Consider the following 13,657-nt stretch of genomic DNA (forward strand, 5'->3'; position numbering starts at 1 on the left):
ATCAATGATCAAACTGGAATATTTCACTCCTGCAGATTTTAAACAACTCATAGCGTGGATTGACAGCGAGCAGCTTTTAAAAGAATGGAGTGGCTCCCTGTTTTCCTTTCCCCTCACCGAAGACAGTCTTGCTTGGTACATAGACGGCGCGAATGATTTAAGCGACCCGGACGCTTTCATTTATAAGGCCATCGACACCGAGACGGGTCAAACTGTAGGGCATATTTCCCTCGGCAGCTTCAGCGAAACCAACAAGGCGGCCCGCATCACGCGAGTATTGGTAGGCAACACGGCTGCCCGGGGCCGGGGATACTGCCAAGGCATGATTAAGGCCATTTTGCGCGTTGGTTTTGAGGAGCTCGGCCTGCACCGTATTAGCCTCGGCGTATACGATTTCAACGAGGCGGCCATTGGCTGCTACAAGAAAGCGGGCATGAAGGTCGAAGGCATTATGCGCGACGTGGTGCGCTACAAAGATGGCTACTGGTCGCTGGTAGAAATGGCTATGCTGGAAGATGAGTGGCGTTTAGCCAATCCGGCGACCAATATGCCAACTGCTACACATACGACAGCCACCAGTACGAGTGCTGCTGCTTAAAGCGCTGATACCACCGACACGGCAGATATAGTAGTAGCACCACTACTATCCACACCGTGTAGGCCCGCCACAAATTGGGATGATACGTGGTAGGCCACTGAGCCGGGGCGGTAAAAGACAGGTTCATGCCGTTTCCAAGAACGAAAGTTGTCCAGAGTACCGCGCCGCCGCTGATAAAGAGCAGGTGGAGCAGGTAATAGAAAAACGGCACCTGCCCGTAAGTACGTAGCCACTGGCTAAGACGGCCGGTGGCGGTTTCGACCATGGCGAGCAAAAGCAGGGCAACGCCCAGCGTGAGGCACAAAAACAGCAGCGAAGGCGGATACTTGGTGACGTTGAGAAAAGACAACACCGTGTAGCTGACGCCTCGCGCCTGGGGGGTCCAGGGAATAGGGTCGCCGTACCAATTGGTGGCCCGCAGCGCTACAAATAACACGAGCAATCCTACACCTGCTAGGCTGAGCAACCGCTTGCGCTCCGGGAGAGGGCGCTTAAACCAAGGCCCAATCAGGTAGCCAGCGGCCATTACTGCTGCCCAGGGGCCGATGGAGTAAGCAACCAACAGCGGCGGCAATGATTCGGAAGTAAACAGAAAGGGCCCGTTGTGCAAGAGCGCCCGCAGGAGCGTATCGGCCGTAACGGGCTGAATGGTGGGCAACAGATTGTGACTGGCCAGCATGCCAAACGCCAGGGCCGCCAGCACCCAGCGCGGTAGCCAGATCAGGCCGGCCAGTAGCACCATAGCCCAACCCATCGACCAAATAACCTGGAGCAGGAGCATGGGGTAGCCCCATTGGAGCAAAAAGCTGATGATAACTAGTTCCGCCACTACCAGCCACAGGCCTCGCGTGAGTAAAAACCAGCTCACCTGCGCCTTGCTGGTCTGTTTTTGCTGATACAGATAAATGCTGGTGCCCGACAGAAACACGAACGTAGGCGCGCAGAAATGCGTGACCCAGCGCGTGAAAAACAGCCCCACGGAAGTCTGAACCAAATCTTCGGGGCGAAACGCGGTGGGACTCCAGAAGTCCCGCACATGATCAAGAGCCATGAGCACCATCACGAGGCCCCGCACCACATCGATGGCCTGCACGCGCGCTAAAGCGGCACGGGTAGCAATGGGCGCGGACGGTAACGTGTAGGCCTGCTGCATAGCTGAAAGTTGGTAAAAAGTAGCTTACTACTTCATTGTCAGAAATTTATTAATAACTGCGTTCACTTCCTGCTTTTTCTCATCGCTGGCCCCATCCCAGATATCGTTATGGGTCAGGTTGGTCATCTGCACGATTTGAGTACCAAATTGCTGCTGCTCGGCTGGGGTAGGCAACACCCCATCGTCGGCCACCTGGTCGCTGGAGCGGAGGGTAAGTACCTGCACCTTCTTGCTACGAGGAAGGGGCATCCGCCGATTGTCCAGAGAGATTATTTTCTGCACCAAATCGGGGTGCTGTTGGGCAAATAGCATGGCCATGTCGCCGCCGTTGGAGTGGCCTACTATCAGCAAGCTGTTGTAATCTACGTTGAGGTTGGTGTTTTTGAGTTCTTCGAGCACAAACAACATATTTTGCACGCCTCGCTCCCAATGCGGCTTGCGGTCCTGCATAATATTATTGGTCATAGCCATGGGGGCATCGCCGCGTATTTCGTGTTGAATACTGGCCACGCAGTAGCCTTGGGCCACCAGATTGTGAGCAATGAACGTGTAGCCAGTGTTGGTGCCGCCATAGCCGTGGTTGATGATGGCCAGCTTTAGTTTGGGCCCTTGCCCTTTGGCTAAATTGCCCCCCGAGGCCGGCAGATACAAAGCCACCGGCACCGCACGGTTACGAGCTTTGTCAAACAAATTCAGCGTCTGCGTTTTAATGCCGTTCTGCTCCGCCACCAGTGCATTTTGCGACTTAGAGGCTATCTGGGCTACTTTCTGCTGATTGTCGGCGCAGCTAACTACTAGCAGATGCGCGCTCAAAACAGCAACGAATTTTAGGTACATACGCTGGTTTAATACAGAGTAAAATTTGGTTTTCTCACGCGTTAAGCGTTGGGCAAAAATACCTCGGCCAGCATGCACCGGGCACTGCCGCCGCCAATAGTTTCGATGGTGGGAATAGCTAATGGCACCAGCTCGCAGTAGCGGCTCAGCGTATGGCGCTGCTCAGTGGTGAGGCTATCGTAAGCACTTTGCGACATCACCAATAATTCGCGGCCCCCGGCGGCTGGCTGGAGCGTGAGCATATTGCCAGCAAAGCGCTCTACCTGCGCCCGGGAAATAGCCACCAGTTCGTGTCCTGTGGACGTAAGCGAATCGATTACGGCTGCCTGCTCGGTAGTGTCAGTTATGCTTTCTAGACATACCGTGGCAAATTTACCCCCCACGCACATCATCACGTTGGTGTGGTAAATGGCGTGCCCGCGGCCGTCGGTGGCGTGAAATGTGACGGGCAGGTAGCCTAAGAGTTCGGCAACTTGGCGCACCAATTCTGCATCGGTGCGGGGCGAGATACAGGCGTATACCACGCGGTGCTCATGGTCGAAAATGAGGCTACCGGTGCCTTCCAAAAAGCGGCCTTCAGCCTCGTAATTAGATAAGTCAATGACTTCCCGAATAGCATACTGCTGGCCTAGTTTCTCCAAAATATCGGGCCGACGCTCGAGGCGGCGGTTGGGCGCGCACATCGGGTACAGCACCGCCCGACCATCGGGATGTAGGGTGAGCCAGTTGTTGGGAAATACGGCGTCGGGTTTGGGCGGCGCGGACGTATCGTCGAACACCAGCACATGCACGCCGTGCCCGCGCAGGGTAGCTACCGCTGCCTCAAACTCAGCGAAAGCTTTTGCTTGAACTGCGTCTTCGCTTAGCTCGGCTATGGCTTGCTGAAAGTGGTTGGAAACCGCCGTCTCGGCGTTGAAGGAAAAGCGAGCGGGCCGGATGAGGAAAACAGTAGAAGCAGACTGCATGTGGAGTGCTGGGGGGCATTTTTGCGTAAATAAACGCATTCCAGCAACGCAGTTCGCTTAGCTCAGCCTAGCTTTTATTTACCCGGCCTATTACGGCGAACATCGGGTCGCTGCGGCGCGGCTGCGGACTCCGGTCGAGCAGCTCGATGTGGTGCCAATTGCCAGCTGCCAGCAGGTATTGACGCACCAGTTCTAGGTGGCCACGGTCGTCGAGGGCGTGCCAGGCAGCTACGGCTTTGGTGGGGAAGCAACGGTTGGAAAAGGTAATAACCAGCGGCGCCTCGGGCCGGAGCACGCGGGCCAGGTCGCGCAGCACTTCAATGGGCTGGGTCAGGTAATCGATGGATACGCAAATGGCGGCCCCGTCGAAAGCGTTATCCTCGAAGGGAAGCTGCGGCTCTTGGTTAAGGTCTTGCATTACATAGCTGGCCAGGCGCGGATTGGCACGCAGCTCCTGATCATTCATGCCCAAGCCAATTACGCTCTTATAGGGCACTTCGGGGGGCAAATGACTCACCCAGCTGCTCATCAAATCCAGCAAGTTGCTATTGGCCGGAAAGTACTCGCGGTACAATTGTGTGACGGCCGCAATGGCGCCTTCATCAATGTGGGTCACAAAGCGCGGCTGCTGATAAAACTGCGTATCAGGCGTTTCATCAACCCGGCGAAAAGCGTCGGCTGGAAATTGAGGTGTGGGGGTTGAGGACATAGCGACGAGGCAACTGATTTATAGGGCAATCAATTAGACGGTTATATAAAAACGCCCCCCAGCCCGTCATGCAGAGCGGAGCGAAGCATCTCGCGTGCTGACGTAGGATTACTACTCTTACTAAACACGCGAGATGCTTCGCTCCGCTCTGCATGACAGTCTAGTGGGTTGAGCCCATCTCTACGACAACATGTGAGTTGAATAACAAACGCGACGCGACGCTTGGCATGAACGGCTAAGGGTTAACAATCTCGAACGCACTACTTCTAACGGATTGTTAAATCTTCCTTTCTGATCCACCCCTTCGTCGTCACCTTCTCCCAATTCACGAAAGTGACGAATACTGCGTTTTCGGAGGACTCGCCGATCTTGACTTTATCGCCCCGAATGCAGAAAGCCCGACGGCGTTGGGTAAGGTCTGGCGAATCGAAAAAGTACGTAGTATCGACGCGCACGACACCAGTGGTGGCCGCTGTTTGGGTTGTGCTGGGGGGCGTATTTTGGGGAGAAGCAGGCGGGTCGGCCTTCGTTTCTGTGGGGGTGGTGGTTACGCGTGGAGCGGGCGCTGGGCGGCTGGGCGTGGGTGTCGGGCGGGCAGGCGTAGTGGAGGCGGTATTAGCCTTGGCGGACTGCACATCCGTTTTTCGGAGCCAACCCGTTACGGGGTCGCCGCTGGCGTTGTAAAACCGGGTTTGGATAAAGTCGCCGCTCTCCCCTTCCGCGTAAATAATATCATCCCGCAACACGTACTTGGCAGTGGAGCTGTTTTGGCGCGGTGCCGAGTAGAAATAAGCGCGGGCGGGCAAGACCCGGTAAGCGCCCTTCAGGGCTTGGGTGGTTTCGCTGGCTTGCACAGGCGTGGCGGCCTCGTCGTCATCGGAGGGGCGGGTATTGCTCGTTGCAACAGCGGGGCTTTCATTGATGGGCGGTGGAGCGTCTTGGGTCGACAATGCCGTTTCCTCCCGCCTATTCGCGCTATTCTTTTTCGATAGCCAATAGAAAGAGGCAGCCACAAGCAGGCACACGGCCGCCAGCAACAGGAACAGAACGCTCTTGGCTGGGCGCCGGGCCGCTCGGCCAGCGGATGGGGGGAAACGCCGCGACTTCGCTGAATTATTCATACTACGCTTAGGTGGGTGGTCGTACACGTTACTCAACCGAAGTGCTTACGTAGTTTTTGAATCCGGAGGACGTTTTTGGCTGCTTCAATAGCGAGCAGCTCGCATAGGTTAAATAGGTCCGTTGTTTCTTAAAAAAGCCCCCCAGCTTATCGATGCAGCGCCACAAGCGTAGGACGGGCAGCTGAAGCAAAATCCAGCTCATATCCGACCTTGCAGCCGGTATCTGCGTACGCTTTGGGATAGATAGTTCACGCTAAACCCGGATACGATGAAACAAGTAGCTGCTGGTATCAACCAGCTTCTCATTCAGCGCTTTGTCAATGTATATTTTGTGGAAGCTGGTGCCCCCGGCGAGTGGGTACTAGTAGACACTGGCTTACCTGGCTCGACCAAAAACATTATTGCGGCCGCCAATGAGCTGTTTTATCCTGGTACCCATCCGCAGGCCATCCTCCTCACCCACGGCCACATGGACCACGCAGGCTCGGCCCAGGAGCTAGCCGACCACTGGAAAGTACCCATCTACGCCCACCGATTGGAAATGCCCTTTCTGACGGGCAAAGCCGTGTATCCGCCCGCTGACCCGACCGTGGAAGGTGGTGGGTCACTGGCATTTGCCAGCCGTTTCTTTCCGCCCCAAACTTTCAACCTGACAAACGTACAGGCTCTGCCCGAGGGAGATGAGGTACCCTTTATGCCCGGTTGGCAATGTATCCACGTGCCGGGTCACGCACCGGGTCAGGTAGCGTTTTTCCGCACTGAGGATAAAACCCTGCTCGGAGCCGACGCTTTTGCTACTACCGAGCACGATTCGGTGTTGTCGGTGCTGCTGGGAACCCCTAAAATCAGTCGGGCGGGCACGCCGTTCAACTTTGATTGGGAAGCCACACATGCTTCGGTAGTGAAGCTTTCCAACCTAGAGCCCCAAGCTATTGGCTGCGGCCACGGCCCGGCATTACAGGGAGCGCACTTGGCTGAAGAACTGCGGCAATTGGCCTTACATTTTCCTGTGCCGCATAAGGGTCGCTACGTTGACAGCCCCGCGCGCACCGATGAAAATGGCGTTGAGTTTATACCTCCTGCGTTGCCTGACACCTTGCCAGCGCGCGCGGCAATGTTGGGCGGCGGAATAGCTTTGGCAACCTTAGCAGCTGTAATCCTGACCAGTCGTAAGTCAAAGGGCAAGCAGAAGGGCAAATTGAAAGGCTACCGCCCAGCGCCCATAGCGGCCCGGGAACGGCCTTTCCCAGATTATCCATATAAAGAGAAGTACTTCTAAAACACAAAAGAGGCGGGGCTTAGCAGCCCCGCCTCTTTTGTGTTTATGCAGCCGACTATTTCTGCCGCACACTGATACCGCCGTTTGTTGTCACAGCTTTTACGGGGGCGCCGCCTTGGCCGAGCGTAGTGGCTATCTCGCGGCCCAGCATGCCATTTTTGGTGATAGGCAGATTCGCTTTCACGCCGCCCACATTGGTGCTGGTCGTCAGGCGGGCCGAGTAGTTTTGGGGCACATCCCAGGTGATACCGCCGTTGGTGGTGGCCACATCGAGGCCGGTGCCCTCCCATTTGTCGCCGGTGAGCTTGATGGAGAGTCCGCCGTTGGTGGTGCGGCCCTTTACGTCGCCGCCTAAGCCGGCCAGCGTTACGCCGCCGTTGGTGGTGGTGAAATTGATAGCACCGCGTACATTTTCCAGGCTGATGCCGCCATTCTTGGTGCTGAGTGCTAGGCTGGTTTGCTGGGGCACATACACCTCGTAGCTTACCGCCCAAGTTTCACCGGGCGCGTCGGCGCGCAGGGTATTGTTGTCGGTGTTGATGCGAATGGTGGGCAGCTGTTTTTGGGCGTCGGCCTCTGAGTTGTCCCAAGCCTGCACAATGGCCCGCACCCGCACATCGGAGCCCGACCAGCCGCGCACTGTGATGCCGCCGTTCCGGTTGCCATCAATGTTGAGCGTTTTGCCCCCCAGCGCGGGCAAGGTCAGGTCGCGGGTTTCGCAGGCGCGCTGAGGCTTGTCGGTGCGGTAGCTGCTGTTTTTGCTTTGCTCGCAGGAAGAGGTAAAAGTGGGCGCCGTTTGGGCGGCAGCTGTCAGGGCCGAGGCAGTGACAAGCAGCACAGTGAGGAGATTTTTCATGGCTGATGACAAGGTTGGGTAGGAAGTTATGCCATTGACCAACCTCGCCGGCGGAAGGCTGCATATCGCAACGAAAAACTTCGTACTTCTAACCTAGTAACGGCCGAAGCGCATCAGCATGGCCGCGGCTCACGCGCACCGTGCGCCCACCTTCCAGCGTAGCATAAAAGCCCCCCGAGCCGTCGCGCTCCAGCTCCCGCACGGCATCAAGGGCCACCAGCACCGACCGATGAATGCGCACAAACTTCTCCGGGTCAAGTCGTTGCGCTAGCTGACTTATGCCAAGGTTGCTCAAGTACTGCTGCCCGGCGCGGGTGTGCAAGGTAGCGTAGTCGCCGGCGGCCTCCACCCAGCGAATATCCTGCACGGGCACTGCTACGAGGCGATTACCCTGGGGCACAAATAGCCGGGCCGGATACGTTGGTGCTACAGTAGCGCTGGGGGGCATTTTGGCTTCTTCCAAGCGCTGCAACAGGCGTTGCAAGGCCGCGTCGGGCGCGGAAGCGTGCGCCAGCACCCTCTCCACCGCCTGCCGGAACCGGGCGCGGTCGTAGGGTTTTAGAAGGTAATCCACGGCTCCGGCTTCGAAGGCGCTGAGCGCATATTGGTCGTAGGCCGTGGAGAAAATAACGCGCGGGATTCGCTGCAACTGCGCCAGCACTTCAAAGCCCGTAAGGCCCGGCATTTGAATATCCAGAAACAGCAAGTCGGGCTGGTGCTGCCGAATGGCTTCCACGGCGCTCAGCCCATCGGCGCACTCCCCGACTATACTTATTTGGGGAAAGTCGGCGAGGTACTGGCGGACGATGGTGCGGGCCGGTGCTTCGTCGTCGATGAGCAGAGTGGTCATAAAAAATCTGTAGCGCCAAGCTTCCGCCGGGCAAATCGTTGTAGTCGTTGGCGAGCTGCACACCTACCAATTAAGGCTTGGCGTTATTTCAAATTGCCCCCTGAAGCGTACTAGGAATTGCTGTGGTGCTAGTTGGGGCAGCTTCCTGTTGCAGCTTGGGTTTTTGATGAGCAGCGGGTAGCGGCAGCACAAAGCTTACGCGTAGGCCCTGGGGGGCATTTTTGGTTATTTTTAATCCTCCCGACCCTAAGGCTAGCAGACGGGCGTGCGTGTTGCGTAGGCCCACACCGGCACTGTGCAATAGCTGCTCAGGCAGCAGCTTTGCCCCTACTCCTGTATCGGCCACTTCCACACGCAAACCTTCACTTACGCGACTCACCTGCACGAGCACTGTGCCACCCGCTACGCTTGGCCCCAAGCCGTGGCGCACGGCGTTTTCCACCAACGGCTGAATAAGCATGGGAGGTAGTAGCTGAGCATGAAGGCTTTCCTCTACCTCAAACACCACATCCAGCCGCGCCCCAAATCGCGACTGTTCCAGCTCCAGATACGCCCGCAAAAAGCTTATCTCGTCGCCTAGCGGCAGCTGCTCCTGCCGCGACGCCTCCAGCGCAAACCGAAACGTGTGCGCCAGTCGGGCAATCAGCTCGCGAGTGGCTTCCAGCTCCGGCGGCACGGAGGCGCTGATTGAGTTGAGCGTATTGAACAAAAAGTGCGGATTGATCTGCGCTTTCAGGGCCGACAGTTCGCTTTGGTGCGCCTGGGTCTGGAGCTGCTGCTCACGCTGGCTTTGCTGGCGAAGTTGCTGGGTGAAGCGCACCACGTGCAGCACTCCAAATTGCACGCAGTAGAATAAGGCTGGAATGTATATATCCCACACCCGACCATAGCCACCTATACCATTCTCGCCCAACAAGTGTAGCACTTGATAGTAGCTAACAAACCAGCCTATAACCCACAGCGGCCCAAGTACCATGTGAGCCAGCAGCTTGGTGGGCCACTCAGCCCTATCAAGCGAGGTGCGAAAGAATAGCCACCACACCGGCAATGTCCAAAAAGCCTTCAGCGGGTAATCCAGCAAAAGGATACGTTCCAGATATTCCAGAAACCCGACCTTGCCCGCTTGTGATGCATAAGCAACGGTAAGTGCATAAAATACTGCGAATACCACGTAAAAAGCCAGCATGGCTAACCAGCCGCTACTGGAGAAGCGAGCTAGCGGTAAAGCAGGAGAAGGCTGGTTACCCATGAGCAATAAATGAAATAGGTAGGCTCAACTTACGATTTTTAGTTGCACTAATCCAGCGCAGGGTTTAGCCTGATTAGGGCAACAGTGTCGCGAGCTTTTCCTGTAGCTCCTCCCCCGTCAGCGACTTGGCCAGGATGCGGCCCTGTGGGTCGAGGAGCAACGTAAGCGGAATAGCTTGGGCAGCATACGCGGCTACCGCCGCGCCTTTGAAACCTTGCAGATCAGACACCTGAACCCACGGCAGCTTATCGGCCGCTACGGCCTTTAACCACCTCTCCTTCGACTCGTCCAGCGAAACGCCATACACCTCAAATCCTTTGCCTTTATATTGCTGATACAGCAGCACTAAGCGTGGGTTTTCGGCTTGGCAAGGCTTGCACCACGAGGCCCAGAAATCAAGCAGCACGTAGCGCCCCCGCAACGATGATAGCGCCACAGTTTGGCCATCTGGATTGGGCAACACTAACTCAGGCGCCGTTTGGCCTACAGCCGTGGCTTCTAGTGCTTGACGGCGAGCCAGCAGCGCTAGCGTGTAAGGCGAGTCCGGTTGGCTTTGGGCGAATAAAGTGGTCATTGAATCCACAAAGGCCGCTTGCTGGGGGCTGCCGGCCAAAGTAAGCACGGCGTAAGGCGCTACGGCTGACGTCGAATATTGACGCGCCAGCCGCATCGCGGTAACAGTCAGTGCGCCGTTGGCTGCTTCCCAGAGCGCAGGCGTCCAGTCTTGCTGTCGAATCAACTCTTTGGTGCGGGCACCGCGACGGGCCTGCGCTTCCACCAACTGCTGGAGCACCAGCGCCTCAGCCGAGCCGCTTACCTGAGCTGTACCGAGCAGGTCAGTCGCGTCAGCCTTTAACTGAAGCTTGATTTGATTGTCCAGAAACACCGGCAGTGGGTCTGTAGCGGCCTTTACCACGAGCGAATACACGGCCGGCGTCGGAATTTTGCCCCCCAGCTGAAACTTCCCCGTCGCCTCCACATCAGCTGAATCCAGCCGAGCGTTTTGAGCATCGTGCAGGTAAACTTTACTGCCCACCGGCGCATTGGTTAGCTCTCCTTGAAGTGTATATCCAGTGAGCACAGCCGCTGGAGGCTGAGTAGGTACCGCACCCCGCTGGCAAGCCAGCAAACCCAACAAAACCAACCACAGCATCTGCGGGAAGCGACAGATAAGTCTGGGGGGCAAATATTTTGGCAACAACATGCGAGCAAAAGGCTGGTGAGTTTGTGAAAAAGCGGAGGCGTCATCCCAAACCTAAGTCCTTCAAAATCTGCTTACCAGCCACTTTCGCCCAGTGGAGTTAGCTGCCGATAAGTGACGATTATAGCCGCTAAATGGGTGGTCGGTATGCTTAAAATCTCTCCGTAAGGACCAATGACTTGGTTGGGGGGCTTTTATAGCAGCTTCCTCGATCCGCTTGACTAGTTCTTGCGGGGCGTGCTTAACAGCTGCGGTAGTTAGCGCGCTTCCGACGGCTTGTTACTTGCCCCCAGCCGGGCTTTCCCCTAACTTGCATCCCTTTCGGCGCCCCACCCTCTCGCGCCTACTTACCAAGCCTCACTTATTACTATGGGAAGAGCATTTGAATTTCGCAAAGGCCGCAAAATGAAGCGCTGGGACCGCATGTCCAAAGATTTCACCCGCATCGGCCGCGAAATCGTGATGGCCGTAAAGGAAAGCGGCCCCAACCCCGACACCAACTCCCGCCTGCGCGCGGCCATGCAAAACGCCAAGGGCGTAAACATGCCCAAAGACCGCGTGGAAGCCGCTATCAAGCGCGCCAGCAGCAAGGAAGAGAAAGATTATCAAGAGGTGGTGTATGAAGGCTACGCGCCCCACGGCGTGGCCATCGTAGTAGAAACCGCCACCGACAACCCTGTGCGTACCGTAGCCAACGTGCGCATGTATTTCAACCGCGGCAACGGCGCTCTCGGCACCGCCGGCTCCTCCGATTTTACCTTCACCCGCAAAGGCGTATTCAAGCTAGCCGCCGAAGGCCTCGATCGCGACGAGTTGGAGCTGGAGCTCATCGACTTCGGTGCCGAAGACATCTATGAAGATCAGGAGGAAGACGAGCACGGCAACGTGAAAGAGCTGATCGTAGTGGAAACTGCCTTCACTGACTTCGGACAGATGCAGAAAGCCCTAGAAGAACGCCACCTCAACGTGGTCGGCGCCCAGTTGCAGCGCATACCGAACACCACCGTCACGCTAGAAGGCGACGAGCTGGAAGAGGTCATGAACCTGATTGAGAAGTTCGAAGAGGACGATGATGTGCAGGCCGTCTATCACACGCTGGGGTAGCTACAGTTTTAGGTATAGTTATTACGCAGACTCAAGCTTTATCCAAAAAACCTTAGCCTTGCGGGCCGCTCCAGTTGGAGCGGCCCGCTTTTTTTCACCTTCTCTCTCGCTCAACTTCATTCAGTAAGCTATGAATTTTAGAGCTTCTTTTTGCGAGCCTTCAAACCCTGAAATAATGGAGCTGAACGTGACCACTGTTACTGAGATAACGACCTTTTTCGAGCAAATACCTTGGGCCGAATTCTTGAGAGAAATGGCAGAAACGCCCGCTGAAAATATTCATTATTCTCCATCGCTAGAGATAGAAAACAAATTAAATAAAAATGGTATCTCAATTTCAGTGGCAGGAGAACCTAATGATTACGGATTCTACATTTTTTATAATCGCCCAAAAAGAATTAAACGGCTATTCGGTTTATTCGAGACGTTAGACGCAAACTACCTTACTGAAATACATGGTCAACGTCATAAAGACGCTGTTGCTTGTCTAAACGCATTATTGAGCAATGATTTGGAGTATCTTGAAGCCAAGATAGGCGCATAATAACTACTGCGAAAAGCAATAAGAATAGTCCGCCTTGCTTCCGTATTTCCTATGATTTTTGTCTCTACTCCAATGGTTACTTTACAAAAATTTGTTGGCGCCTGCCTGCTTCTAACCGGTTTCTTGAGCGCGGCCTGCTCCACGCCAGCTAAGGAAACAGAAGCAGCTTCAGCCACCGCTACCAGCTACTTCCAGAGTCAGGAAACGGGCGTGCAGGATGGCGGTGTAAAGATGGTACCGATTACCACGCCCAAGGGCACCTTCAACGTCTGGACCAAGCGCGTCGGTAATAACCCCAAAATGAAGCTGCTTCTGCTCAACGGCGGCCCCGGCGCTACCCACGAGTACTTCGAGTGCATGGAAAGCTTTCTGCCCGCCGAAGGTATCGAGTTTATCTACTACGACCAGCTCGGCTGCGGCAACTCCGACAACCCCAACGACACCGCCATGTGGAGCCTGCCGCGCTACGTGGAGGAAGTAGAGCAAGTGCGCCAAGCTCTAAATCTGGACAAGGACAATTTCTACCTGCTGGGTCATTCCTGGGGGGGCATTTTGGCGGCCGAATATGCCTTCAAATACCAAGATAATATGAAAGGCCTCATCATCTCCAATATGATGATGAGTTGTCCCGAGTATGGCCGCTACGCCCAGGAGGTGTTAGCCAAGCAGATGAAGCCCGAAGTGCTAGCCGAAATTCGGCAGATAGAAGCTCGCAAAGACTTTCAGAATCCGCGCTACATGGAGCTGCTCATGCCTAACTTCTACGCCGAGCATGTGCTGCGCCTGCCGCTCGACCAATGGCCGGAGCCTGTAAATCGCTTCCTTGGCAAAACCAACCAATCGCTCTACGTGACCATGCAGGGCCCCAGCGAGTTTGGCATCGCCGGCAAGCTAGCCAACTGGGACCGCACCCCAGACCTACCCAAGCTCGCCGTGCCAGTGCTCTCCATAGGGGGCAAATTCGACACCATGGACCCCGAGCACATGCGCCGCATTGCCACCCAAGTGCAGAACGGCACCGCCCTAATCTGTCCCGAAGGCAGCCACATGAGCTTGTACGACGACCAGCAAACCTATATGACTGGCCTGATTAAATTCATGAAGGGCGTGGACAAAGGCGAGAAAAAAGTGGCGTTATAAGTCCTGTACCTGCTCTAGAAAGCTAGCTACCGCAACGGCTTCGACAAAACG

General features: G+C 55.8%; 14 protein-coding genes. 5 read left to right on the forward strand and 9 right to left on the reverse strand.

Features of this window, described 5'->3' with window-relative positions; all coding sequences use genetic code 11:
* Positions 1-4: 4 nt before the first annotated feature.
* Complete coding sequence (locus ACW9KT_RS12355; RefSeq protein WP_457080786.1) at positions 5-598, forward strand: GNAT family N-acetyltransferase; 594 nt, start codon at positions 5-7, stop codon at positions 596-598.
* Here ACW9KT_RS12355 and ACW9KT_RS12360 read toward each other — a convergent pair.
* The 5 genes from ACW9KT_RS12360 to ACW9KT_RS12380 all read right to left on the reverse strand — a co-directional run bounded on the left by ACW9KT_RS12360 (position 558) and on the right by ACW9KT_RS12380 (position 5,383).
* Positions 558-1,751, reverse strand: a complete 1,194-nt coding sequence (locus ACW9KT_RS12360) for a DUF1624 domain-containing protein (RefSeq protein WP_457080788.1) — start codon at positions 1,749-1,751, stop codon at positions 558-560. The two genes, ACW9KT_RS12355 and ACW9KT_RS12360, sit on opposite strands and share 41 nt — an antisense overlap.
* Before the next feature lie 27 nt (positions 1,752-1,778).
* Entirely contained in the window at positions 1,779-2,588 is an 810-nt protein-coding gene (locus tag ACW9KT_RS12365) for an alpha/beta hydrolase family protein (RefSeq protein ID WP_457080790.1), read from the reverse strand.
* Between the two features lie 41 nt (positions 2,589-2,629).
* Entirely contained in the window at positions 2,630-3,553 is a 924-nt protein-coding gene (ctlX, locus tag ACW9KT_RS12370; protein ID WP_457080792.1) for a citrulline utilization hydrolase CtlX, read from the reverse strand.
* 67 nt (positions 3,554-3,620) lie between these two features.
* Positions 3,621-4,262, reverse strand: coding sequence for a class I SAM-dependent methyltransferase (locus tag ACW9KT_RS12375; RefSeq protein WP_457080793.1), 642 nt, complete (start codon positions 4,260-4,262; stop codon positions 3,621-3,623).
* Positions 4,263-4,528: 266 nt separating this feature from the next.
* Entirely contained in the window at positions 4,529-5,383 is an 855-nt protein-coding gene (locus ACW9KT_RS12380; RefSeq protein WP_457080795.1) for a hypothetical protein, read from the reverse strand.
* 268 nt (positions 5,384-5,651) lie between these two features.
* Here ACW9KT_RS12380 and ACW9KT_RS12385 point away from each other — a divergent pair, with 268 nt between their 5' ends.
* Positions 5,652-6,662 carry an MBL fold metallo-hydrolase gene (locus tag ACW9KT_RS12385; protein WP_457080797.1) on the forward strand — a complete coding sequence of 337 codons (1,011 nt, stop codon included), beginning with the start codon at positions 5,652-5,654 and terminating at the stop codon, positions 6,660-6,662.
* Positions 6,663-6,717: 55 nt separating this feature from the next.
* Here the strand turns inward: ACW9KT_RS12385 and ACW9KT_RS12390 are convergent, their stop codons facing one another.
* From ACW9KT_RS12390 to ACW9KT_RS12405, 4 genes are all read right to left on the reverse strand, one after another.
* Positions 6,718-7,518, reverse strand: a complete 801-nt coding sequence (locus ACW9KT_RS12390) for a DUF4097 family beta strand repeat-containing protein (RefSeq protein WP_457080799.1) — start codon at positions 7,516-7,518, stop codon at positions 6,718-6,720.
* An 88-nt stretch (positions 7,519-7,606) separates the two neighbouring features.
* Positions 7,607-8,368 (reverse strand): LytR/AlgR family response regulator transcription factor, encoded by a 762-nt coding sequence (locus ACW9KT_RS12395; RefSeq protein ID WP_457080801.1) that lies wholly within the window; start codon positions 8,366-8,368, stop codon positions 7,607-7,609.
* Positions 8,369-8,456: 88 nt separating this feature from the next.
* Positions 8,457-9,617, reverse strand: a complete 1,161-nt coding sequence (locus tag ACW9KT_RS12400) for a sensor histidine kinase (RefSeq protein WP_457080803.1) — start codon at positions 9,615-9,617, stop codon at positions 8,457-8,459.
* 73 nt (positions 9,618-9,690) lie between these two features.
* Positions 9,691-10,821 carry a redoxin domain-containing protein gene (locus ACW9KT_RS12405; protein ID WP_457080805.1) on the reverse strand — a complete coding sequence of 377 codons (1,131 nt, stop codon included), beginning with the start codon at positions 10,819-10,821 and terminating at the stop codon, positions 9,691-9,693.
* Positions 10,822-11,187: 366 nt separating this feature from the next.
* Between ACW9KT_RS12405 and ACW9KT_RS12410 the strand changes: the two genes are divergently transcribed.
* The 3 genes from ACW9KT_RS12410 to ACW9KT_RS12420 all read left to right on the forward strand — a co-directional run bounded on the left by ACW9KT_RS12410 (position 11,188) and on the right by ACW9KT_RS12420 (position 13,606).
* A complete protein-coding gene (locus ACW9KT_RS12410) occupies positions 11,188-11,922 on the forward strand; it encodes a YebC/PmpR family DNA-binding transcriptional regulator (RefSeq protein ID WP_133273487.1) in 735 nt (244 codons plus the stop codon).
* 130 nt (positions 11,923-12,052) lie between these two features.
* Positions 12,053-12,466, forward strand: a complete 414-nt coding sequence (locus tag ACW9KT_RS12415) for a hypothetical protein (protein ID WP_457080807.1) — start codon at positions 12,053-12,055, stop codon at positions 12,464-12,466.
* Between the two features lie 72 nt (positions 12,467-12,538).
* Positions 12,539-13,606 carry a proline iminopeptidase-family hydrolase gene (locus ACW9KT_RS12420; protein WP_457080809.1) on the forward strand — a complete coding sequence of 356 codons (1,068 nt, stop codon included), beginning with the start codon at positions 12,539-12,541 and terminating at the stop codon, positions 13,604-13,606.
* The last annotated feature ends 51 nt before the right edge of the window (positions 13,607-13,657 follow it).

It is taken from the genome of Hymenobacter sp. HD11105 (assembly GCF_054051685.1).